This window comes from Sinorhizobium psoraleae (genome assembly GCF_013283645.1).
Classification (GTDB): domain Bacteria; phylum Pseudomonadota; class Alphaproteobacteria; order Rhizobiales; family Rhizobiaceae; genus Sinorhizobium; species Sinorhizobium psoraleae.
On record NZ_JABEKV010000003.1, the window covers coordinates 675168 to 696873 of the forward strand.

The window sequence follows — 21706 nt, forward strand, 5'->3', positions numbered from 1 at the left end:
TTATGACTATGCTGGACAGAACGGCAAATTCCCTGCAGCAGCGGCTGCTCGAGTCGGAGCGGCTGATGGACGAGACCGGCTGCTATGACGGCATTACCGAACTTCGGCTGCGCAAAGAGGACCCGCTGAAGTTCGAGACGCTGCACACCAAGCTGCGCGCCTATTGCGTCTCTGCTCGTGAAATGGCCCGGCGCATCTCCGCCTCGCCGGGCGTCCGCGAGGTGGGCGAAATGGTGGTGGCGATCTACACGCCCGAAGGCGACGCGATCGCACTTTCGAACGGCATCATGGTGCATGTGCATACGATGAGCCGTTTCATCAAATGGATGATCAGGAACGGGTACGAGCAGAATCCCGGCATCCGCGACGGCGACATCTTCGCCAACAACGATGCCTTCATCGGCACCGTGCAGGTGCCCGACGTCATGGATGTCGTGCCGATCTTCTTCGAGGGCACGCTGGTCGGCTGGGCGGGTGCGGTCTGCCATGAGCTAGAGGCCGGCGGCATCACGCCCGGCGGCGATGTTTGCCTTGCGCAGGAACGCTTCACCGAAGGCTTGTTCGTGTGTGCCGAAAAGATCGGCGAGAACGACGAGATCCGCCGCGATTACGTCATCCGCTGCGAGCGCAACTTGCGCATGCCGATCTATTGGGTCCTGGACGAGAAGGCCAAGGTCGCGGCCTGCATCGACATGCGCGAGAGCGTAAAGCAGCTCATCGGCGAGATTGGTCTCGGCTATTGGCAGCAGCTTTCCAAGGAATATATCGAGGAGGGCCGGAGAGCCCAGCTTGCCCGCACACGGCAGCTCACCGTGCCTGGCATCTACCGCGGCCACACGTTCTACGGCCATGTCACTGAAGGCAAGCCCGGCTTCCAGCCGCTCGCCGATCCGAACTGGCTCTACAACATCCCGATCGAGATGGAGATCACCAGCGAGGGCAAGATCCGGCTGGATTTCGACGGTACTCAGCCATGGGGTTATCACTCGATGAACTGCACGCCGGCCGGCATGGACGGCGGCATGTTCGTGACGCTCACCCAGCACATGAATTTCGAGGGGCTGGTCAATGACGGCGCCTGGATGGCAACCGAAATCAACATCCCGCACGGCACGTGGACCAATCCGGACAACGAAATGGCGGCGACCGCCACTTCCTGGGCATTGCTGCTGCCGGCCTACGGCGTTTTCCAGCGACTGCTGTCGCGCGGCTTCATCGCCCGGGGCTTCGTCGAGGAAGCCTTTGTCGGTCAGGTCAACTCGCCGATGATCGAGATGGGTGGCACCAGCCAATATGGCACCGGATTCGGCATGGCGCATTTCGAATGCGCCGCCGCTGGCTCAGGAGCGCTGGCGATCAAGGACGGTCTCGACACGGCCTATGTCGGCTGGAATCCGGAGTCCGACATGGGCAATATCGAGATCTGGGAACAGAATATGCCGATGGTCTATATCGGCCGGTCGATCGTGCCGAACTCCGGCGGGGCCGGCAAATATCGCGGCGGTTGTGCCTTCATCTCAACCTGGCTCATCAACAAGACCGATCACCTTCGTCTCGTGACGTCGGAGCATTCCTCGCGCGTGTTCGACAATGGCGGCATGTGCGGCGGCTATCCGGCGCCGACCTGCGAGAAGCATCATGCTGTCAGGAACTCGGACATCTTCGAGCGAGCCGAACGCCGCGAGCCGCTCGCGCATGCGCCCGGTACCGATCCGCTGGTCTCTGATTTCGAGCGCACCTACAAAGGCGAGCAGGTGTGGGAGGAGGGGCCCTATATCACCCGTCCGCACAAGGCCGGCGACATCTTCAGCCATGCCTATAATGGCGGCGGCGGTTTCGGCGATGTGCTCGAGCGAGATCCGATCAAGACCGCATGGGACGTCGAAAACGGCTTCCTCACGCGCGAAGCAGCCGAGAAGGTGTTCGGCATCATCCTCAAGGACGACGCGGATGGCTATCCGCAGGCCGATATCGACGCGACCGTCGCTCGCCGCGCCGAAATGCGCGAGGAGCGGCTGAAAGGAGCCGTTCCGGTCTCCGAGTGGATCGCCAAGGAAAGCGAGCGCGTCAGGACGTCCGATTTCGCAGCCGAAGTCGCAAAGATGTACCGCGGCGCGATGAAGCTCTCGCCGCGCTTTGCCAAGGATTTCAAAGAATTCTGGGGCCTCGCCTCCGATTTCGCCATTGCTGGGGAGAAATGAGCCATGACCGGATATTCGAAGGAAGTCATCAACGACCTCGTCAACGGCACACTACCCTGGCCGCAGACGCGGCGGATCATGAGCGCCTATAAGGACGACGATCGTTTTTTCAAGTATCTCGCAGTGTTGCAGGATCGCGTTTCGTGGAGCGATCCGATCCTGCTGCCGGTCAGCGACCACCTCTTCATCTGCGATAGCGCCGAGGGCCGGATCACCCGCTGCGAATGCGGGCATTCCTTCGGAGATTACCGCAAGAACTGGAAGCTCAAGGCGCTGATCAACGTCCGCAACACCGAGGAAAGCCTGCGCGAAATCTACCCGAACAGCGATATTCCCGATCCGAGCTGGATGGAGATCCGCGAATTCTTCTGCCCGAACTGCGCGCATCTGCACGAGGTGGAAGCGGCAGCACCGGGCTATCCGATCGTGCATGATTTCGAACCGGATCTCGAAGGCTTCTATCGAGACTGGCTCGGCAAGCCGTTGAAGGAGGTGGCATGACAGGCAAGCTCAAGGGCCGCAGCGCGGTCATTACCGGCGGGTTGACGGGCCAGGGGCTGGCGATCGCGCAAGCGCTCGCCGCCGAGGGTGCCAATGTCGCTGTTGGCTCGTTTGTCCACGAAGCGGCCGGCCGACAGGGCGACGCGGCGGCTTATCCTGATCCGCAGGAGATCGTCGAGGTCCGGGAGCGGCTCGCCGCTTCCGGAACGGCAGTTTACGCAGGCCATCTCGATGTCCGCGACAGCGGCGCGATCGACGATTTCGTGCGTGCGGCGGAAGAGGTCTGCGGTCCCGCCGACATTCTCGTCAACGCCGCCGGCACGACGGCCGAGCAGCCGGTCTCAGGCCATTCGGACGAACTCTGGCTGAAGATCATCGACACCAACCTCAACGGCGCGTTTCGCATGATGCGAAAGCTGCTGCCGCAGATGATCGAGCGCAAGTGGGGTCGGATCATCAACATAGGCTCGACGGCTGCGACCGTTGGCTGGAAGGATAATCCCGCCTATTGCGCCTCGAAATCGGGGCTTCTCGGCCTCACGCGCTGCGTGGCGCTCGAAGGAGCACCGCACGGGGTCACCTGCGTGATGATCAGTCCGACCTGGGTGGAAACGGAACTGATGCGCCGCAACGTGCAACAGGTCGTCGAACGAGAGGGCAAAGGGCGGACGATGGAGGAGGCGATGGCGGACATTGCCGCGCAAAATCCGCAAAACCGCATCATCCAGCCCGACGAGATCGCCGCCCTTGCCGCCTTTCTGTGTGGCGAGGGAGCACGGGGCATCACCATGGAGAACATTCAAGTCACGGGCGGCGCACTTTGGTGAGCCGCCTTTTCGGTCTTTTGACGTGAGTTTCGCAGTGCACACAAACCTAAAAACAGGGAACAGGACAATGCTGAAACATATTGCTGCAATGACCACAGGACTGCTTTTGACGATGGGCGCCGCTTTCGCTGGCGAGCCCGATAGCTGCAAGGCCGTACGTTTCTCCGATGTCGGCTGGACGGACATCACCGCGACGACCGCCGCCGCCTCGGCAATTCTCGAAGCGCTCGGTTATCAGCCGGAGAGCAAGCTCTTGTCGATACCTGTCACCTACACCAGCATGAAGAACAGGGATATCGACGTCTATCTCGGCGACTGGCAACCGAGCATGGAAGCCGATCGCAAGCCGTTCCTCGAGGACAAATCGATCGAGGTCATCGGCCCGAACCTCACAGGTGCCAAATACACCTTCGCCGTGCCGAAATACGTCGCCGACGCAGGCGTCAAGGATTTTTCAGATCTCCAGAAATTCGCCCACAGGTTCGGCCACAAGATCTATGGCATCGAGCCCGGTAACAACGGTAACCGAATGATCCTCGACATGATCAACAAGGGTGATTTCGGCCTCAAGGACTGGGAACTCGTCGAGTCATCCGAGCAAGGCATGCTTGCCGAGGTCGAAAGGGCGATCAAGGCCAACCAGTGGGTCGTCTTTCTCGGATGGGCGCCGCATCCGATGAACACGCGGTACAAGATCGATTATCTTGCGGGCGGCGATGCCTATTTCGGACCGAACTACGGCGGCGCCGAGGTCTATACCAACATTCGCGCGGGTTACGCCGCCGAGTGCCCGAACGTTGCGAAATTCGTCACCAATCTTCGCTTCACATTGGATATGGAAAACGAGATCATGAACGGCATCCTGAACGACGGCAAGGATCCGAAGGCGGCCGCAACCGACTGGCTGAAGGCCAATCCAAGCGTGATCGAACCGTGGCTGGAAGGCGTGACGACGTTGGATGGCAAGCCGGCGCTCGACGCGATCAACAGCGCATTCAAGGGTTGAAAATCTGCGCGAGCTCGCAACTTTCTCCGCAGCTGTTTCGCCGCGGCGCGTCCGGTTTTGCTGGCGGTAACCAACACAGAACCCTCGGTTGCGCCGTGAGCACCCGATCGCAGTCCCGAATGATACTGCCCTCTTCGGCAGGCGAGGGCAGGAAGCAGGCTATTTTTCCAGCCACGGATAGCGGGCGGTGTCCTTGCCGGCGTAGTCGGGGTCGAGATAGATGAAGCAGCGCTGTATCTTCCAGTCGCGGATCTCGAACACGTCGCACCACCGCCCGGCCTGCCATTCCGGAACGCCGGCGCGCCATGAGCCGTCGCGGTGCTCGCCATGACTTGTGCCCTCGCAGACCACGAGATCGGAGCCGGAGAAGATCCAGTTGAAGTGCGAGTAGTGGTGGACGATCGACTTGAGCGTCGCGCCGACATCGCCGAACAGGTTGCCGATCTGCTCTTTGCCGTTCGCCAAGCCCCATTTCGGGAAGTATACCTGCGCGTCGTCGGCGAAGAGTTCGAGGATCGAGCCGCCGGTAGACGTGACCCCGCCGTTATCGAAGGCCTTCAGATATTCGAGCGCGACCGATTTTCGCTGCTCGTCCGTCATCGTCTGCGTCGTTACTGCCATCTTATTCCTCCCTGAATGAACTGCGAAACGATCAGCGTCTACAGCGCCGCGCGTCTTTTGAGGCGCGCAAAGGTCGCTGTAGCACTTTGAATTGCTGTATGATTTCCTCCTTAAATCGGTTCCGATCTAAGGAATCATGCAGAAGGCTCAGTGTCGGCGGCCTTGGCCGCGAGATAGGCGAAGGCGAGGATGGGACCCAGCGTCGCTCCGCCGGCCCAGTAGGCGCGAGCCGAGGCCGAGGCCACACAGTTGCCGACACCGTAGAGGCCGGGGATCGGCCTACCCGTATGGTCGAGGACCTGGCCATCGGGGTTGGTAATCGGTCCACCCTTGGTATCGAGACTGCCTCCGGTCAGCAGCGCGGCGTAGTAGGGACCGCCATCGCTGATGGGATACATTGTCGGGTTCGGCATGGCCGGGCTTTTGGCCGCCGGCCCGTTGAACAGAAGCTCCACCTGCCGCTCGCCGCGGTTGAAATCGAGATCCTTGCCTTCCATGGCAAACTTGTTGAAGCGTCGGACTGTCGAGTTCAGCGTCTCTTCGAAGTCATCGGCGATTGTCATATTGCCAATGCGGTTCGCATATTTTTTGAAGCGCGCGCGGATGTTGTTCGTCAGCTCGGCGAGCGTGTCGCCCTTGATGACGTGACCATCGTCCCTGCCCTCGGGCACGATGAAGCGGCCGTACTCGTCGCTTGCCGAATATTGCTGACTGCGCGAATCCCAGATTGCGATCAGCACAAGGTTTGGGTACTCGGATTTCGTCGGATCCCAGGTGAAGAAGGCCTGTGCGGATTCGTTGTAAGCAAGCTTCTCGTTGGTGACGCGGCGACCGTTCCGGTCGACGTAGATCATGGAGTCGCCGGATGGAGAGAAGGTGCCGATCAACGACGGATCGTCGTTCAGCGCCTTCTCGAGCACGATCGGGCACATCCAGGCGTAGTTCATATTGCGGAGCTCGGCACCGGCAGCCGCGCCGATATTGACGAAGTCGCCCTCGTTGGTACGCGCGGCGCAGCCACCGAAAACCGGCACGCTCAGGAAATTCTTGCGCATGGCGACGTCATGGGTGAAGCCGCCGGAGGCGAAGATCACGGCCTTGCGCGCTTTAAACGCGACGGTCTCGCCGAGCGCCGTATCGGCCTCGACGCCGATTATCGCGCCGTTCTCGTCGACATTCGTGCGCTGCACGCGATGCCCGGTGCGGATATCGACCCCGTCGGCACGCGCTTTGGCGCTCATGGTGCGGATCGCCACCTCGCCGCCGTTCGACATGGATTCGCGGGCATCCTTTGGCAACAGCACGCGGCCTTGCGGCGCCTTGTCCTCCGGCAGCTCCGCCCAGTAGTCGGGCACGAAATCGCAGTGCCGGTATCGAGCGCGCCTTTCTCGGCGAGCAGCTCGGTTGCCGGCGAGGCGTTGTCGTAGATGGCAGCGAAGGAATCATATTCCCACCGCGACATGCCGAACGTCGGGTGGTCGGGATCGTAGGCTTCCGGGCGCGCCAGGCGCGCCATGTAGCGGATGCAGTCCTCCTTCCTGTCCTCGATGCCGATCTCCTGCATGTGCCTGTTGTTCGGCACCCAGTACCAGAAGGCGGCCTTCCTGGTCGTGCCGCCGAGCTCGTCGGCCTTCTCGAGCAGCACGACCTCGTTTCCCTGCCAGCGGGCAAACAGCGCGGAAGCAAGACCCGCCGCGCCGCCGCCCACAACCACGATATCGGCCTGCACATCGAAGGCGGACCGCTTGACCGGCAGAGCTGATTTTCTGAGAATTGTCGACATGAGCTCCTCCTCTTGATGCCAACATTCGGGCACGGTTGATCCCGTTCATGCCGACGCTGCCAATTCGCGGCGCGCACGTCTTTCAGGTCTTTGCGCTTTACAAATTCCTGTAGGGTGATCGGCGCCGTATCGGCGCGGCGGGAGGGACGTCCCGGCTTGCGTTCAGGCAGGCCGTAAGAGGTCACCCGAGACCTTTGGAGCGAACCTGACCGGGGGTACAACCCAGCTTTCGGTTCAAGACCGATGTCATGTGTTGCTGCGATGAGAAACCGCAGCGGAAAGCGACTTCGGCGATCGAAAGGTCAGATTGGGAGAGAAGCTTCTGCGCTTGCTCGACCCGCCGTTTCAGGACGAACTGGTACGGCGGCAGCCCCGTACGCGCCTTTATGCCCTCGAATACCACGCGCAACGGCAACTCGACGATCCGGCTCAGGCGGGCGCAGCTAATGTCGCTCTCAAGTTCAGCATCAATGAAGGCAGTGAGGCGGTCGAACTCGGCATCCGAAAGCGCGGCGGCACGCGCGGGCTTGACGGAATGAAGGCCGCACATCGTCTCGAGATAGACCAGGCCGCCGAGATAGTTAATCTCCAACGGATCGAGCGGCCGGTTGAAGCGGAGGCGCTCGCGGGCATAGTTGGCAAGATGACGGATCGATCTCAGCCGAATATTGTTGGTGCTTCCGGCGCTTCGCGCTCCATCGAGGCTGCGGTCGCTTATGGATGCCTGGAACGCATTGGAGTAGGAGAATGCAATGAAGCCGTGATGAACGGTGCTTGTCGCGACGCGGACGTTGCCTTTGCGGGGGTGAAAGGCGGCGGTTTCGCCGTGGAATAGCAGCGCTTCCTCACTGTCATCCTCGAACTTGGCTTTCGAAAAGATGTCTCCGAGGAGCAGGCATATGACGTCGACCTCATTGGCGAACTCAAGCGTATAGGGTTTCGCGCTCGCAATGCAGTAGTCGATGCCGCCGTAGCTGCCGCGTGCCGGAAATTGCTCCAGTCCACCGTAGCGAAGCTCTCTCGCGCGCCCAATAGTCGCCGTCACTTGGTCATCCTCCCCAGTCTGACCTCATTCGCTTTCATTTCCCAGCATGACCGGCCGCTTGAATACCCTTCCGCAGGCCGGGGTTGTTCTTGCCATTCGCACACATGAACACAAGGATCGCATGTTGGGGTGCAGCGCCGTGAGCGTTCATCTCGCGGTCGGGCTCTTCTGCTTTGAAGGAACAAAATTGTAACCGGTCGGCGGCAGACGAGTTCTCCTCGTAAAGCGTCTGCGGCGTTGCAGTCGTCCTTTCCTCCCAAGATGACGAACGCAAGGGAGTGTAACAGACGGGACGTATCCGTTAATCATTTCCGCGCGAGGCAATATAACGGATTGTTATGAAGCGCGACGAGCGCCCCCTCATCCAACTTGTGGCCGTGCGAAGATCTGACTCTTTGAGATGACCCAATTCCGGACGGAACACCGCTCCACGCTTTTCCTGGAATCGCGCCAAGGGCGGAAGCGCGCCGATCCTGCTCAGCGCCCGCGCGCTGAGGGCACGTAATCGCGTCCTATGTCGATCGACGCCGGGCGCCCGCCAAGGAAAAGCTCGCTGATGCGGGGCGCGGTCCTGCTGATGATTTTGCCGGACTTGATAACGAACAGGCGGTTCGCCTTCAATCTCAGCGCCTCTATGACGTCGGCCGCCTGCAGCACGATGAGATCCGCCTTGCAGCCGACTTCGAGGCCGTAACCTTCGAGCCCCATGGTCTTTGCCGAATTGACGGTAATCGCGTCGAAGATCTTGTGCTTGTCCTCGACGCCGGCCATCTGCGCCACATGGATTGCCATGTGGGCCACCTCCAGCATATCGCCCGAGCCCATTGAGTACCAGGGGTCCATGACGCAGTCATGCCCGAAGGAGACGTTGAGGCCGGCCGCCATCAGCTCCCGCACCCGTGTCATGCCGCGCCGCTTCGGGTAGGTGTCGTGACGGCCCTGCAGCATGATGTTGATCAACGGATTGGGGATCACGTTGATCTCCGCCTCGGCCATGAGAGGGATGAGCTTGGAAACATAATAGTTGTCCATGGAGTGCATCGAGGTGAGATGTGAACCGGCGACGCGTCCCTGGAGGCCGAAACGCACCGTTTGGGCCGCCAGCGTTTCGATGTGGCGCGACAACGGATCGTCGGTCTCGTCACAATGCATGTCGACCGGCAGCCCACGGTCGGCGGCAACGCGGCACAGCGACTCGACCGAGCGGGCGCCGTCTTCCATCGTCCTTTCGAAATGCGGAATGCCGCCGACGATATCGACGCCCATGTCGAGTGCACGCTCAAGCGAGGTCACGCCGTCCGGGGCGCGGTAGTAGCCGTCCTGCGGGAAGGCGACGAGTTGCAGCTCAATATAGGGAGCGACCTTTTCCTTGACCTCCAGCAGCGCTTCGGCTGTCACAAGGCGCGGATCGGAAGTGTCCACATGGCTGCGAATATAGAGAAGGCCCTGGCTGACGGCGAGGTCGCAATAGCGTAGCGCCCGCTCGACCAGCGCTTCCTTCGTCAAGAGCGGGCGCAGTTCGCCCCACAGCCCGATACCCTCCAGCAGGGTCCCGGAGACGTTCATTCGCGGCATGCCGAGCGACAGCGTCGCATCCATATGAAAATGCGGATCGCAGAACGGCGGGCTGACGAGGCGACCGCTCGCGTCGACCTCCTCACCGGCGGTCGCGGCAATCGATTTCTCTATGGCGGCGATCCTGCCGCCTGCAAGGCCGATATCGAAACCCTGGCGGCCGTCCGGAAGGTTGGCGTTGCGGATGATCAGGTCGAACATGGGTCAGTTCTCCGGGTGTTCGCTCAGCGCTCGCCGCGCCGGTAAGGTTGCATCAGAGCCTGGGGGACGCGGGCGCGCCGGGCCATCAGCGCCAGCGCCGCGATCGACAGCAGATAGGGGATCATCAGGAAGATCTGGTAGGGGACGCCGCCGCCCAGCACCGCCTGCAACCGGAGCTGGAAGCTGTCGAATAGCGCAAACAGCAAAGCGCCGATGAGCGCGCGGCCCGGACGCCAGGAGGCGAAAACGACGAGCGCGATGCAGATCCAGCCGCGTCCCTGCACCATGGTCGGGAAGAAGCTGTTGAAGGCCGAGAGTGTCAGGAAGGCCCCGCCGACACCCATCAGCGCGCTGCCGAAGATGACGGCGCCGTAGCGCATCACCATCGGGTTGATACCCTGTGCCTCGGCGGCGTGCGGATTTTCGCCTGTCATGCGGATGGCAAGCCCGAGCGGCGTGCGGAAGAGCACGTAGCCGAGTACCAGCGCCAACGCGATCGCCCCGTAGGTCGGCAGCGTCTGCGTGAAGAGTGCCGGACCAATGAAGGGGAGGGATGAGAGCGCCGGCAGGTCTATCGGCTGGAACGGCTCGATTGTCGGCGGTGTGCCTGCCACCGGCACCAACAGCCGGAAGACGTAGTAGCTGAAGCTCGAGGCGAAAAGCGTCACGCCGAGACCGGAGACATGCTGCGACAGGCCGAGCGTCACCGTCAGTGCCGCGTGCAGCAGGCCGAAGACCCCGCCGGCGAGGGCCGCAACCAGCAGGCCGGCCCAGAGATTGGCGCCGTTATAAACTGCCAGCCAGCCAATCATCGCGCCGAACGTCATGATGCCCTCTATGCCGAGGTTCAGGACGCCGGAGCGCTCGCACAGGAGCGCCCCGAGCGTGCCAAGGATCAGCGGCGTCGCAATGCGCAGGACGGCCGCCCAGAGGCCCGCCGAAGCGAAAATGTCGATCACGGCATTCATCGGCGAATCCTGTACTGGGTGAAGAAGACGCCGACCAGCATACTGATCAGCGACAGGGCCACCGTCACATCGGCAATATATGTGGGAATGCCCATGCTGCGGCTCATCCCGTCGGCGCCGACGAACATGACGGCCGTGAACAGGGCGGCCAGCACCACGCCCAAAGGATTGAGATTGGCGAGCATGGCCACGACAATGCCGGAATAGCCGTAACCCGGCGACAGGTCCGTCGTCACGTAGCCCTGTACGCCCATGACTTCGATGGCCCCCGCGAGGCCGGCGAGTCCGCCTGAGATGCAAGCCACCTTCACCAGCGTGCGGCCGAGTGGCACGCCGGCGAATACTGCCCCGGCGGGATTGAGGCCGGCCGCGCGCGACTGCATGCCGAACGCCGTGCGCGACTGCACGAGATGGACGGCGACGGCGAGCATGAGCCCGATCCCCAGGCCGATATGGAGGCGGGATCGGGCGAGAAGTTTAGGCAGGACCGCGTCGTCGGCGACCGGTTGGGATTGTGGCCAGCCGAAGGCCATCGGGTCCTTCAGAACGCCATCGATCAGCATGGAGACGAAGAGCAGGGCGACGAAATTGAGGAGAAGTGTGGTCACGACTTCGTCGACGGAAAAGGACAGCCTCAGCCACAGCGGCACGAGCAGCAGCACGATGCCGGCCGCTGCACCGACGACGAGAAGCAACGGGATCTGCACCGCCGAGGGCAGGCCGGCGAGGAGCTGCGAACTCGCGGCGGCAACCGAGATCGCGCCGAGATAAAACTGGCCCTCGCCGCCGATATTCCAGAGTCGCGCCCGGAACGCGACGGCTGCGGCGAGGCCCGTCAGAATGAGCGGGCTTGCGCGGGTCAGGGTCTCTGTCGCTGAAAGCCGCGAACCGAAGGCGCCGACGAGAATGCGCCAATAGGCCTCCATGACGGGCGCACCGGCAATGGCAATGAGTATTCCCGCCAGCGCCAACGCGCAGAGGGCGGCAAGCACAGGCGTTGTGATCACCAGTGCGACCGAACGATGTTCGCGTCGTTCAAAGCGCATCGGAAATCTCGTGCTCCTCGTTCCATTCGCCGGCCATCATCAGGCCGAGTTTTGTGGCATCGGCCTCTTGCGCTGCAACAGGAGGCGAAAGCCGTCCGTTGACGATGGCCTGAATGCGGTCGGCAAGGGCCATGACTTCATCCAGGTCTTCCGAGATCAACAGCACTGCCGTCCCTTCGCGCCTTGCCTGAAGCAGGCGTTCGTGCACGGCGGCGACCGCACCCTCGTCAAGCCCGCGCGCCGGCTGCGCCGCAATCAGGATGCGCGGTCGCTCGATCAGATTGCGCCCGAGGATGAGTTTCTGCATGTTGCCGCCCGAAAGCAGGCGAGTCCGTGTCGTCGGCTTGCCTCCGCGCACGTCGAAAGCATCGATGATCTTGCGGGCGAATGCCTGGCCTGCCGACCGGTCGACGAGGCCGTGGCGCGAAAATCGTGGCAGGCGCTCGAGAATCGCGTTCTCCCATATGGCCATCTCGCCGATCGCGCCTTCGTTGTTGCGGTCTTCCGGGACGCGGCCGATTCCCGCCAGCACAGCGCCTTCCACCGACAGGTCGCCGATCGGCTCACCGAACAGCACGATGCTGCCCTTGTCACGCCTGACCGTGCCGGACAGTAGATGCGCCAGCGTCGTCTGGCCATTGCCGGACACGCCGATGATGCCAAGAACCTCGCCGGCGCGCAGGGTGAAATCGATTGATTTCAACCGCTCCACCCCGTCGATGCTGACGCTGACGCCGGCGACCTCCAGCACTACTTCGCCGGGCGTCGACGGCTCGCGCACGGGACGGGCGACCTTGCGGCCGACCATCAGTTCGGCAAGCTCCGCCTTGTTCGTCTGGCTCGCCAGACGCTCCGCCACCTTGCGGCCGCCGCGCAGCACGACGATCCTGTCGGCCGCGGCCATGACCTCGTCCAGTTTGTGCGAAATGAAGATCAGCGAAAGCCCCTCGCGCGCCATGTATTTCAGCGTCGAGAATAGCCGCTCAGACTCCAGATTGGTCAGCACCGCAGTCGGCTCGTCAAGGACCAGGATGCGCGCGTCGTTGTAGAGCGCCTTCAGGATCTCGACGCGCTGCTGTTCGCCGACCGAGAGGTCACCGAGGCGCGCGTCCGGGTCCACCGTCAGGCCGAACCGCGAGCAAATGCCCTGAAGCTTTTGCCGCGCCGCATCCGTGCCGGATCGAAGCCGCCAAAGGCTCTCAGTGCCGGCCATCACGTTTTCCAGCACCGTCAGGTTGGGAGCGAGCGAGAAATGCTGGTGCACCATGCCGATGCCGGCGCGGATCGCCGCGCGCGGCTTGCCCGGTGGTAATTCCTGTCCTTCGATCAGCACCTTGCCGCTGTCCGGCACGTAGTGGCCAAAGAGGATGTTCATCAGCGTCGTCTTGCCAGCGCCGTTTTCGCCGAGGAGGGCGACGATCTCGCCCTTTCCAAGGCTCAGCGAGATATCGTCATTGGCCAGGTTATCGCCGAAGCGCTTGCTGATGCCGGAAATGTCGAGAGCGGCGATGGTCATTATGTAAGTCCCGCGACTGCAAAGCGATGCTGCCAGCGTCCCTGCCGCTCGAGGCGTGCGGCAAGGCTGAAGAGGAGGCGGTCGCATCCCATCGGAGCCAAGATCTGCACCGGCAGCGGCAAACCATCGCCGTCGGCCCCGAAGGGAAGCGTGAGCGCTGGGAAGCCGGTCACATTGGCAAGCGCGGCGAGGGGCGCAAACGCCGTCATGCGATGGATCTGCAGGTCGATGTCGTCGTGGTCGAAGGGGAAGGCACCGATCGGCAGGGGCGCCGACGCGAGCATCGGCGTCAGGATGCAGTCCACCCGGTCGAAAAGCGACCAGATCGCGCGGCTCGCGTGGACGGCGGCGTCAAGCGTGGCCCAGAGCGTGGTTGCCTCGAGCCGTGATCCATGGCTGATGAACGCCTGCGTCAGCCGTTCCGCACGTGAGGCATCAAGTCCGGTGGACCTGACGAAATTGCCAAGATTGACGGCGATGATGTCGCGTAGCGCCCGGCCGCTTGCGGCGACGCCTGCGGCGAAGGCTTCCCAATGCATGGCAACGATGCTGTGGCCTTCCGCCTCAAGGACGCGGGCGGCCGCTTCGACGGCCTCGCTGCGTTTCGGTTCGGTCGGGTAGTCTTCGCCGGTCTCGACCAGAAGGCCGATGCGCAATGAGCCTGCCGGGGGAGGTGCGAGGGACGGATCGGCAAACGGTCCCCTGGCGTTTCCGGCCGCCGCGCCGAAGATCGCTGCAAGGTCGCGGACCGAGCGGCAAAGCGCCAGTTCGCTGGCAATGCCGCCGAGATGATTGCCAAAGGACGGCCCTGCCGGCATGACGCCGCGGGTCGCCTTCAGACCGAAGAGGCCGCAACAGGCCGCCGGCACCCGGATCGATCCGCCGGCATCGGTCGCATGGGCGATCGCCACGATGCCCGCCGCAACGGCCGCCGCCGCCCCGCCGGAGGAGCCGCCCGGCGTCCGACCAGGATCGAGGGGATTGCGGCAGACTGGCCCTGTCGCCGGCTCGCTCGCAAGCGACAGGCCCATTTCCGGCACCGTAGTCAGTCCGAAGAAACAAAGGCCGGCCGCGCGAAGCCGGGCCGCCAGATCGCTGTCGTCTGCCATGTCAGCACCGCGGTCGACCAGGTTTGAACCGGCCGCAACCGGAAGGCCGGTGAAGGGGCCGCCCAGATCCTTGGCAAGACTCGGGACGCCGAGAAGCGGCGCGGGCTGCCCGCCGTTCGGCGCCCGGCTCAGGCGGGCGTCGGCATTTTTCGCTGCAGCTCTTCCGAGCGTCGCGTCGAGGTGGACGATCGCGCCTATTTCAGCCCATCGGCTGGCGGCCGCCAGGGACGCTTCCATGGCTTCGGAAGCGGTGAGGCGCCCCATCCGAAGCGCCTCTGCCAGAGACGTTGCATCGCCGGCCATCGAGAAGCCGGCTACTTCGGCTCGTCCGTGATGCGCGGAACTTCGAAGGCACCGGATTTGATCTCGGAGCGCTTGGCTTCCATGGCCGCTTCGGCATCCGCGGGGGCGACGCCTTTCACATAGGCGACGTCACTGCCGCCCTCCTTGAGCAGGCCGAATGGGGTGTAATCCTTACCGACCGGCTTGCCGGCGGTCGCGTCGGCAATCGCGGCGTTGAGGATGGGGCGGAAGCCCCACAGGGCGTTGGCGAAGACCGTCTCGGGATAGCGCGGGGTGTAGTCAATCAGCGAACCCACGGACCTGATTCCGCGTTCCTTCGCCGCGTCGGCCGTTCCGATGCGCTCGCCGAAGAGGATGTCGGCGCCGGCGTCGATCTGGGCGAGGCCCGCTTCGCGCGCCTTCGGCGGATCGAAGAAGGTGCCGATGAAGGTTACGAGGTGCTTGGCGTCCGGATTGACGGCCTTCACCCCTGCGGCGAAGGCGTTGATCAGCATGTTGACTTCCGGGATCGGCATGGCGCCGACGGAGCCGACGACGTTCGACTTCGTCATCTTGCCGGCAAGCATGCCTGCCAGATAGGCGCCGTCATGGTTCCAGGTGCCGAAAACGCCGAAGTTATCGCCGGATTCCTTGCCGCTCGAGCCGAGGACGAAGGCGGTTTCGGGGTATTCGGACGCCACTTCGCGAGCCTGCTTTTCGACGGCGTATGCTTCGCCAATGATGAGTTTTGCGCCCTGTTCGGCGTATTCGCGCATCGCACGAGGATAGTCCGTGCCCGAAACGCCTTCCGAGAAAACATATTCGATCACACCTTCAGCAGCCGCATCCTGCAGCGCCTTGTGGAGGACCGAGTTCCAGGCGTTCTCGACAGGGGACGCGTGGATGCCGGCGACCTTTATAGGCGTGCTGGCGCGAACTGTCGGCACGAAAGCGCTCACGCCGAGCGCCAAGCCCGACGCAAGCACGCTGCGCCGGCTCATCATCAGATCTCTTGTCATGGATGGCGTCCCCTCTTTACCAACTGGTAGAATTTTTAGGGCGTGCCCAAAATTGTGTCAAGCAGCGCGAATGAGCAAGAAAGCGGCAGCGGCCTAGGCGCCTGTGGAACCCTAGGACGGCAAAGTAGCGAAGCCGCCACGCGCACATATTACCGCAGATTAGCTTCCTGTTTTCAGGAAATCGGCGCGATGCGGCGTGAAGCTGTCAATGAGCCGGCCTGCCTCCAGCGCTATGACGCCATGGACCACGCCCGACGGTGCGATGAAGCTGTCGCCTGCGGAAAGAACCGTGCTATGCCCGCCGACCGTGACTTCGAACTTGCCTTGCGCGACATAGCTCGCCTGAACGTGCGGGTGCGAGTGCGGCGCGCCGATACCGCCTTTTTCGAAGGCGAATTCTACCATCATCAGCTCGTCCGTGTGCAGGATGACCCGGCGTCGGTTGCCCTGTCCGAGATCGACCCATTCACCTTCGTCGCCGCGGGCGAAAAGTTTCGTTTCCATCATCGTCTCCTCATCTCGCGAGCCAGCCGCCGTCGACCGGGATAACGGCGCCATGCATGTAGTCCGAGGCCGGGGCGAGCAGGAACACCGTCGCGTCGCCGATGTCATCCGGCGTGCCCCAACGCCCCGCAGGAATGCGCTCCAGAATTGCGGCACTGCGCTTGGCGTCGGCGCGGAGCGCCTCGGTGTTGTTGGTAATGATATAGCCGGGCGCCACCGCGTTGACATTGATGCCCTTGGCAGCCCATTCGCAAGCAAGAATCCTGGTGATGCCCAGCGCGCCATGCTTGGACGCGGTATAGGAAGCCACGCGTATGCCGCCCTGGAAGGAAAGCAGCGAAGCAATATTGACGATCTTGCCCCGTCTTTGCTCGGCGAGAAGGCGGCGACCGTAAGCCTGGCTCAGGAAGAACAGCGATCCGAGATTGATGTCGATCACGTCGTCCCAATCGGCCTCGGTGAAATCCACCGCGTCGGCGCGGCGGATGATCCCGGCATTGTTGACCAGGCCGTCCAGAGGACCATGCTCGTTCCACAATCCGTCGATCAGCGAGCGGGTCGCTTCCCGGTCCGAAAGATCGGCGTTGGCGGGAATGAAGCTTCCGCCGGCTTCGGCGACCTTTTCCGCGGTCTCGTCCATGGTGGAGCGGCCCACGCCGATCACCGTGCCGCCGGCGCGGCCGATCGCGACCGCAATTCCCTGGCCGATGCCGGTATTGGCACCGGTGACGATGATGCGGCGTCCGGCAAGGCTGAAAGCAGATGGCACGCTCATCTGAGAGCCTCCATGGGTACCATGTCGACATCGGTGTAGTCGACATTGTCGCCTGCCATGGCCCAGATGAAGGCGTAGCTCGACGTTCCGCAGCCGGAATGAATGGACCAGGGCGGCGAAAGCACCGCCTCCTCCTTCGCCATCACGATGTGGCGGGTTTCTGCCGGCTCGCCCATCAGATGCAGGACGCGCGCGCCGTCAGCAAGATCGAAATAGAGATAGGCTTCCATGCGCCGGTCGTGCACGTGGCAGGGCATGGTGTTCCAGACCGATCCTGGAGCAAGCTGCGTCATTCCGACAACGAGCTGGCAGGTCTTCACGCCTTCCGGGTGGATGAACTGGAAGATCGAGCGCTCGTTCGAGGTGGCGGCGCTGCCGAGATCGAGCCGCTTGGCATCGCCGATGCGGATATGGCGGCTCGGCAGCGCCTGATGAGCTGGCGCGCTAAGCAGGTAGAATTTGGCAGGTGCCGTCGGATCTTCGGACGAAAAGGTGACGTCTTCGCCCAAACCCGCATAAACCATATCGCGCGGCTCGAGCCGGAAGCTCTCTCCGCGCAATTCGATGCGGCCGGCGCCGCCAATGTTGACGGCAATGAGTTCGCGCCGGTCGAGGAAGCGAGACGTGCCGGTAGGACGGATGGTCTCGAGCGCCAGAGGCCTATCCACCGGCATCGCGCCGCCGACGACCATGCGGTCGTAGTGGGTATAGGTGAGCGATATTCGGCCCTGGCGGAAGAGATCGCCAATGTGGAAATTCGCACGCAGTGCATCGGTATCCATGCGTGCGGCGGTGGCCGGGTCGATGGCGTAACGGATGGTGTAGTCGATATGGCTTGCGGTCATCGGCTCGCTCTCGGTTGGGGAAAGGAAATCAGACCCGGCGTTTGGCGGCGCCCCACTCGGCCTGCTGACCGCTCAGCCGGACGCGATACCGCTCCTGGCTGGCGGTCAGATGGGCGCGCATGGCGGCGCGGGCGGCTTCCGGGTCACTGGCGGAAATGGCTTTCAGGATTGCCAGATGCTCACGCTGCAGGCTTTCCTGATATTCACGCGACAGAACGCTGTCGGTACCCCAGGGCGAGGCGACGTCGCAGGGGATGGCCCGCATGCCGAGTGCGTCGAGCACCTCGACATAATAGGGATTGTTGGTGGCGGCCGCGATCGCCCGGTGGAAGGCGAAGTCGCTCTTGCCCGTAGCCTCGCCGCGCTCGAGCAGGCGGTCGAATTCGAAGAAGGCCTCCTGGATCTGCGCCTCCTGGGCGGCGTTGCGTCGAAGCGCTGCAAGACCCGCGCTTTCGATCTCAAGCCCCATCCGCACCTCGATCACATTCAGCGCATGGGAGATCTTGTTGCCGACGTCGAGGCTGATCGAACCGAAGGCAAGCGTCGGGTGATCCTTGACGAAGACTCCGGCGCCCTGCCGCGGCTCGACAAGGCCATCGGCCGCAAGGGTCGCAATCGCCTCGCGAACCACGGTGCGGCTGACGCCGAAAATGTCGCTCATCCGGCTTTCCGTCGGCAGCTTCTGGCCTGGCGGGATTTCGCCTTTCAGCACCTGCTGCCGGAGCGCGCTCGCGACGCGTTCGGAAAGTTTCGGTTTGCGCTCGATCTTGAATTCGGCCAGGTGGCCCATGATGCTATTACCCTTTGAATACGCTCGGCAACCAGAGCGAAAGGGCCGGAACATAGGTGACGAGCCCGAGGACGATCAACCCCGCCAGATAGAAGGGCCAGATGCTACGCATGGCCTCCCAGACGGAGATTCTTCCGACCGCGCAGGCCACGAACTGCACAGCGCCAACGGGCGGCGTGTTGAGGCCGATGCCGAAGTTCAGGATCATGATCACCCCGAAATGAACCGGATCGACGCCATAGGCCATCGCCACCGGCAGGAAGATCGGCGTGCAGATGATGATGGTCGGCCCCATGTCCATGAAGGTGCCGAGGAACAGCATCAGGACGTTGATCAAGAGGAGCACGATGATCGGATTGTCCGAGATCGTGTTCATCCAGTCGATCAGCGCGGCGGGCACTCTCAGGAACGCCATCAGCCAGGAGAAAGCGGCTGCCATGCCGATGATGAGCAGGACCATGGCGGTCGTGCGCACGGCGCCGAAGGTGGCGTGGACGAAATCCTGCCAGGTCATCTGCCGATAGACAAAGACGGTTACCGCGAGCGCATAGAGAACGGCGATGCAAGAACTCTCGGTTGCCGTGAATATGCCCGAGCGGACGCCGCCGAAGATGATGCCGATGAGCAACAAGCCGGGAACCGAGACCAGCAGATATCGGCCGACCCTGCCAAACCCCGGAAAGGTCTCGGTGGGGTAGCCGCGCCGGCGCGCCACGAAATAGGCGGTGACCATCAGGGCAGCCGCATAGAGGAGGCCGGGAAGGATACCGGCGGTGAAGAGATCTGCGATCGAGATCTTTCCGCCCGCCGAGATCGAATAGATGATCATGTTGTGCGACGGAGGCAACATCAGCGCAATCAGTGCCGCCATGGAGGTGACGTTGACGGCATAGTCAGCGCCGTAGCCGCGCTCCTTCATCTGCGGGATCATGAGCCCGCCAACGGCCGCGGCTTCCGCGACTGCGGAGCCGGAAATCCCCCCGAACAGGGTGGCCGTGACGATGTTCACTTGCCCCAGCCCGCCGCGGATGTGCCCGACCAGCGAGGCGGCAAAGGTGACGATTTTCTGGGCGATGCCGCCGCGCACCATCAGGTCGCCGGCATAGATAAAGAATGGGATGGCGAGCAGGGAAAACACGCTCATGCCCGAATTCAGCCGCTGAAAGATCACCAGCGGCGGCAGCCCTAAATAAAGGACGGTTGCAAAAGACGCGACGCCAAGGCAGAAGGCGATCGGCGTTCCGATCAGCATCAGGAGCGTGAATACGCCGAAGAGGATCATCATATCCATATGATCACGCCTTTACGTTCGCGGTGTCGAGTTCGGCGGCGACCTCCGCCGGCGGCATTTCGTCGAGAAGGTCGTCGATGGGTTCGCCGGCAAGACGCAGAACAATGCGCTCCAGGGCAAACAGGCTGATGAGGACACCGCCGGCAACCAGCGGCACGTAGCTCCAGCCGCCCGAGATCTGGAGCGAGGGCAGGGTGGTGTTCCAGGTGAGTGCGACGAGCTGACCCCCGTACCAGACCATCCCGGCGCCGAAGGCGAGGGCGACGAGATCCGAGATCATGCGCAGCCATTTCTTGCCGCTTTTCGGGACGACGTAGAGCAGCACGTCGAATCCGAGATGATAGTTTTCGCGAACGCCGACCGCGGCACCAAGAAAGATGAACCAGCTCATCAGCATGACTGCGCCAGGCTCGGTCCAGTTCGGCGAGTCGTTCAGCACATAGCGGCAGAACACCTGCCACGCCACGATGGCCGTCATCACGACGAGGCCGACGCCGGCCGACCAGAGCGAGAGCGTGCCCAGCCAGGACAGCGCGCCGCCTATTTTTGTCAATCCATTGGACAAGGTTTCATTCCCTCGAAGGGATGGGCAGGCTCCTGCATCTCTCCAGTGAGCGTTGCGCGTCTAATGACGCGCAACGCTGTAGGCCCGCCCATCGGACTCGTCATTGCACCGCCTGCACGTCTTCGACCATCTTCTTCAGGACCGGGTCGGCGGCGTGCTTTTCGTAGACCGGCTTCATGGCGTCGATGAAACCTTGCTTGTCGGGCGTGGTGATCGTCGCACCGGCCGCTTCGATCTTGGCACGCGACTCCTTGACCTTGGCGGCCCAGAGCTCACGCTGCTTGGCGACGCTGTCCTTGGCAGCCTGTTTGAATATTTCCTGGTCTTCCGGAGCAAGCTTGTCGAAGGCGGCCTTGTTCATCACGAACACTTCCGGAAGGATGGTGTGTTCGTCGAGCGAGAAGTTCTTGGCCACTTCGAAATGCTTGGCGGTGTCGTAGCTCGGGAAATTGTTCTCCGCGCCGTCGATGACACCGGTTTCGATCGCCGAATAGACTTCGCCATAGGGCATCGGCGTGGCATTGGCCCCAAGCGCGGCCACCATGTCCACGAAGATGTCGGACTGGATGACGCGGAACTTGAGTCCCTTCATGTCGGCGACGGAATTGATCGGCTTCTGCTTGTTATAGAAGGAGCGCGCGCCGGCATCGTAGTAAGCAAGGACCACCAGTCCGGCGCTTTCGAACGCGGTCTTGATCTGGTCGCCAACTGCGCCGTCCATGACCTTGTGCATGTGCTCTTCAGAACGGAAAAGGTAAGGCAGCGCCGGAACGATCGTTTCCTTCACCGTGCCGTTGAAGGGCGCCATCGAAACGCGGTTCAGCTCGATGACGCCGGAACGCACCTGCTCGATCGTGTCCTTTTCCTCGCCGAGCTGGGCGGAATGGTAGACCTCGACGGCGTAGCGGCCGGCTGTGCGTTCCTTGACCAGTTCACCGAAATATTCGACCGCCTCGACCGTCGGATAGCCGTCCGGATGCGTGTCGGATGAACGCAGCACCGTCTCGGCACTGGCCGCGCTGGCGATGAATGAAGCGGCAGCCAACAGACCTGCCGCAAATTTGGCTAAGATTTTCATGCTTTCCTCCCGTTTTGCATGATTTGATGTCTCGAAGCCCCTACCCGTCTTTGGGGGGCCGTACGCAAGCTCCTATGCGCCTCCCTGAGGCGGTGTCGCGCGATGCGCAGTCCACCCATCCAGCGCGCAATATCGCGGCGCGCGAGGGTGAACGGAAA

Annotated in this window: 21 protein-coding genes; 4 read left to right on the forward strand and 17 right to left on the reverse strand. The window is 62.6% G+C overall.

Annotation, left to right across the window (positions count from 1 at the left end):
- Window positions 1–8 precede the first annotated feature (8 nt).
- From ILFOPFJJ_RS18930 to ILFOPFJJ_RS18945, 4 genes are all read left to right on the forward strand, one after another.
- Window positions 9–2201, forward strand: a complete 2193-nt coding sequence (locus ILFOPFJJ_RS18930) for a hydantoinase B/oxoprolinase family protein (protein WP_173512094.1) — start codon at window positions 9–11, stop codon at window positions 2199–2201.
- A gap of 3 nt (window positions 2202–2204) precedes the next feature.
- Window positions 2205–2702, forward strand: coding sequence for an acetone carboxylase subunit gamma (locus ILFOPFJJ_RS18935; RefSeq protein ID WP_173512095.1), 498 nt, complete (start codon window positions 2205–2207; stop codon window positions 2700–2702).
- Window positions 2699–3529 carry an SDR family NAD(P)-dependent oxidoreductase gene (locus ILFOPFJJ_RS18940; protein ID WP_173512096.1) on the forward strand — a complete coding sequence of 277 codons (831 nt, stop codon included), beginning with the start codon at window positions 2699–2701 and terminating at the stop codon, window positions 3527–3529. The genes ILFOPFJJ_RS18935 and ILFOPFJJ_RS18940 overlap by 4 nt, the downstream gene beginning before the upstream one ends.
- Before the next feature lie 67 nt (window positions 3530–3596).
- Window positions 3597–4535, forward strand: a complete 939-nt coding sequence (locus ILFOPFJJ_RS18945; protein ID WP_173512097.1) for a choline ABC transporter substrate-binding protein — start codon at window positions 3597–3599, stop codon at window positions 4533–4535.
- Window positions 4536–4694: 159 nt separating this feature from the next.
- Here ILFOPFJJ_RS18945 and ILFOPFJJ_RS18950 read toward each other — a convergent pair whose 3' ends face one another.
- The 17 genes from ILFOPFJJ_RS18950 to ILFOPFJJ_RS19030 form a co-directional block, all read right to left on the reverse strand.
- A complete protein-coding gene (locus ILFOPFJJ_RS18950; protein ID WP_173512098.1) occupies window positions 4695–5156 on the reverse strand; it encodes a nuclear transport factor 2 family protein in 462 nt (153 codons plus the stop codon).
- 134 nt (window positions 5157–5290) lie between these two features.
- A complete protein-coding gene (locus ILFOPFJJ_RS18955) occupies window positions 5291–6430 on the reverse strand; it encodes an FAD-binding protein (protein WP_173512099.1) in 1140 nt (379 codons plus the stop codon).
- The gene (locus ILFOPFJJ_RS18960) at window positions 6394–6939 is read right to left on the reverse strand and encodes an FAD-dependent oxidoreductase (RefSeq protein WP_173512100.1); all 546 of its coding nucleotides are present in this window, start codon (window positions 6937–6939) and stop codon (window positions 6394–6396) included. Before ILFOPFJJ_RS18960 ends, ILFOPFJJ_RS18955 begins: the two co-directional genes overlap by 37 nt.
- A 181-nt stretch (window positions 6940–7120) precedes the next feature.
- A complete protein-coding gene (locus ILFOPFJJ_RS36235; RefSeq protein ID WP_173512101.1) occupies window positions 7121–7984 on the reverse strand; it encodes a helix-turn-helix domain-containing protein in 864 nt (287 codons plus the stop codon).
- A gap of 477 nt (window positions 7985–8461) precedes the next feature.
- Entirely contained in the window at window positions 8462–9760 is a 1299-nt protein-coding gene (locus tag ILFOPFJJ_RS18970) for an amidohydrolase family protein (RefSeq protein WP_173512102.1), read from the reverse strand.
- A gap of 23 nt (window positions 9761–9783) precedes the next feature.
- On the reverse strand, window positions 9784–10728 hold the full coding sequence (locus tag ILFOPFJJ_RS18975; protein ID WP_173512103.1) for an ABC transporter permease: 945 nt from the start codon (window positions 10726–10728) through the stop codon (window positions 9784–9786).
- Window positions 10725–11774, reverse strand: coding sequence for an ABC transporter permease (locus ILFOPFJJ_RS18980; protein ID WP_173512104.1), 1050 nt, complete (start codon window positions 11772–11774; stop codon window positions 10725–10727). The genes ILFOPFJJ_RS18975 and ILFOPFJJ_RS18980 overlap by 4 nt, the downstream gene beginning before the upstream one ends.
- Window positions 11764–13290: an ABC transporter ATP-binding protein gene (locus ILFOPFJJ_RS18985; RefSeq protein WP_173512105.1), complete on the reverse strand. Its 1527-nt coding sequence runs from the start codon at window positions 13288–13290 to the stop codon at window positions 11764–11766. The genes ILFOPFJJ_RS18980 and ILFOPFJJ_RS18985 overlap by 11 nt, the downstream gene beginning before the upstream one ends.
- Window positions 13290–14702, reverse strand: coding sequence for an amidase (locus ILFOPFJJ_RS18990; protein WP_173512106.1), 1413 nt, complete (start codon window positions 14700–14702; stop codon window positions 13290–13292). Before ILFOPFJJ_RS18990 ends, ILFOPFJJ_RS18985 begins: the two co-directional genes overlap by 1 nt.
- An 11-nt stretch (window positions 14703–14713) precedes the next feature.
- Window positions 14714–15700 (reverse strand): BMP family protein, encoded by a 987-nt coding sequence (locus ILFOPFJJ_RS18995; RefSeq protein ID WP_173512107.1) that lies wholly within the window; start codon window positions 15698–15700, stop codon window positions 14714–14716.
- A gap of 159 nt (window positions 15701–15859) precedes the next feature.
- Window positions 15860–16207 carry a cupin domain-containing protein gene (locus tag ILFOPFJJ_RS19000; RefSeq protein WP_173512108.1) on the reverse strand — a complete coding sequence of 116 codons (348 nt, stop codon included), beginning with the start codon at window positions 16205–16207 and terminating at the stop codon, window positions 15860–15862.
- A gap of 7 nt (window positions 16208–16214) precedes the next feature.
- A complete protein-coding gene (gene kduD / locus ILFOPFJJ_RS19005; RefSeq protein WP_173512109.1) occupies window positions 16215–16979 on the reverse strand; it encodes a 2-dehydro-3-deoxy-D-gluconate 5-dehydrogenase KduD in 765 nt (254 codons plus the stop codon).
- Entirely contained in the window at window positions 16976–17824 is an 849-nt protein-coding gene (gene kduI / locus ILFOPFJJ_RS19010) for a 5-dehydro-4-deoxy-D-glucuronate isomerase (protein WP_173512110.1), read from the reverse strand. The genes kduD and kduI overlap by 4 nt, the downstream gene beginning before the upstream one ends.
- Before the next feature lie 28 nt (window positions 17825–17852).
- The gene (locus ILFOPFJJ_RS19015) at window positions 17853–18614 is read right to left on the reverse strand and encodes a FadR/GntR family transcriptional regulator (protein ID WP_173512111.1); all 762 of its coding nucleotides are present in this window, start codon (window positions 18612–18614) and stop codon (window positions 17853–17855) included.
- Between the two features lie 7 nt (window positions 18615–18621).
- Entirely contained in the window at window positions 18622–19905 is a 1284-nt protein-coding gene (locus tag ILFOPFJJ_RS19020) for a TRAP transporter large permease (RefSeq protein WP_173512112.1), read from the reverse strand.
- A gap of 4 nt (window positions 19906–19909) precedes the next feature.
- Window positions 19910–20470: a TRAP transporter small permease gene (locus ILFOPFJJ_RS19025; RefSeq protein WP_173512113.1), complete on the reverse strand. Its 561-nt coding sequence runs from the start codon at window positions 20468–20470 to the stop codon at window positions 19910–19912.
- A gap of 100 nt (window positions 20471–20570) precedes the next feature.
- Window positions 20571–21548: a TRAP transporter substrate-binding protein gene (locus ILFOPFJJ_RS19030; RefSeq protein WP_173512114.1), complete on the reverse strand. Its 978-nt coding sequence runs from the start codon at window positions 21546–21548 to the stop codon at window positions 20571–20573.
- Between the last annotated feature and the right edge of the window lie 158 nt (window positions 21549–21706).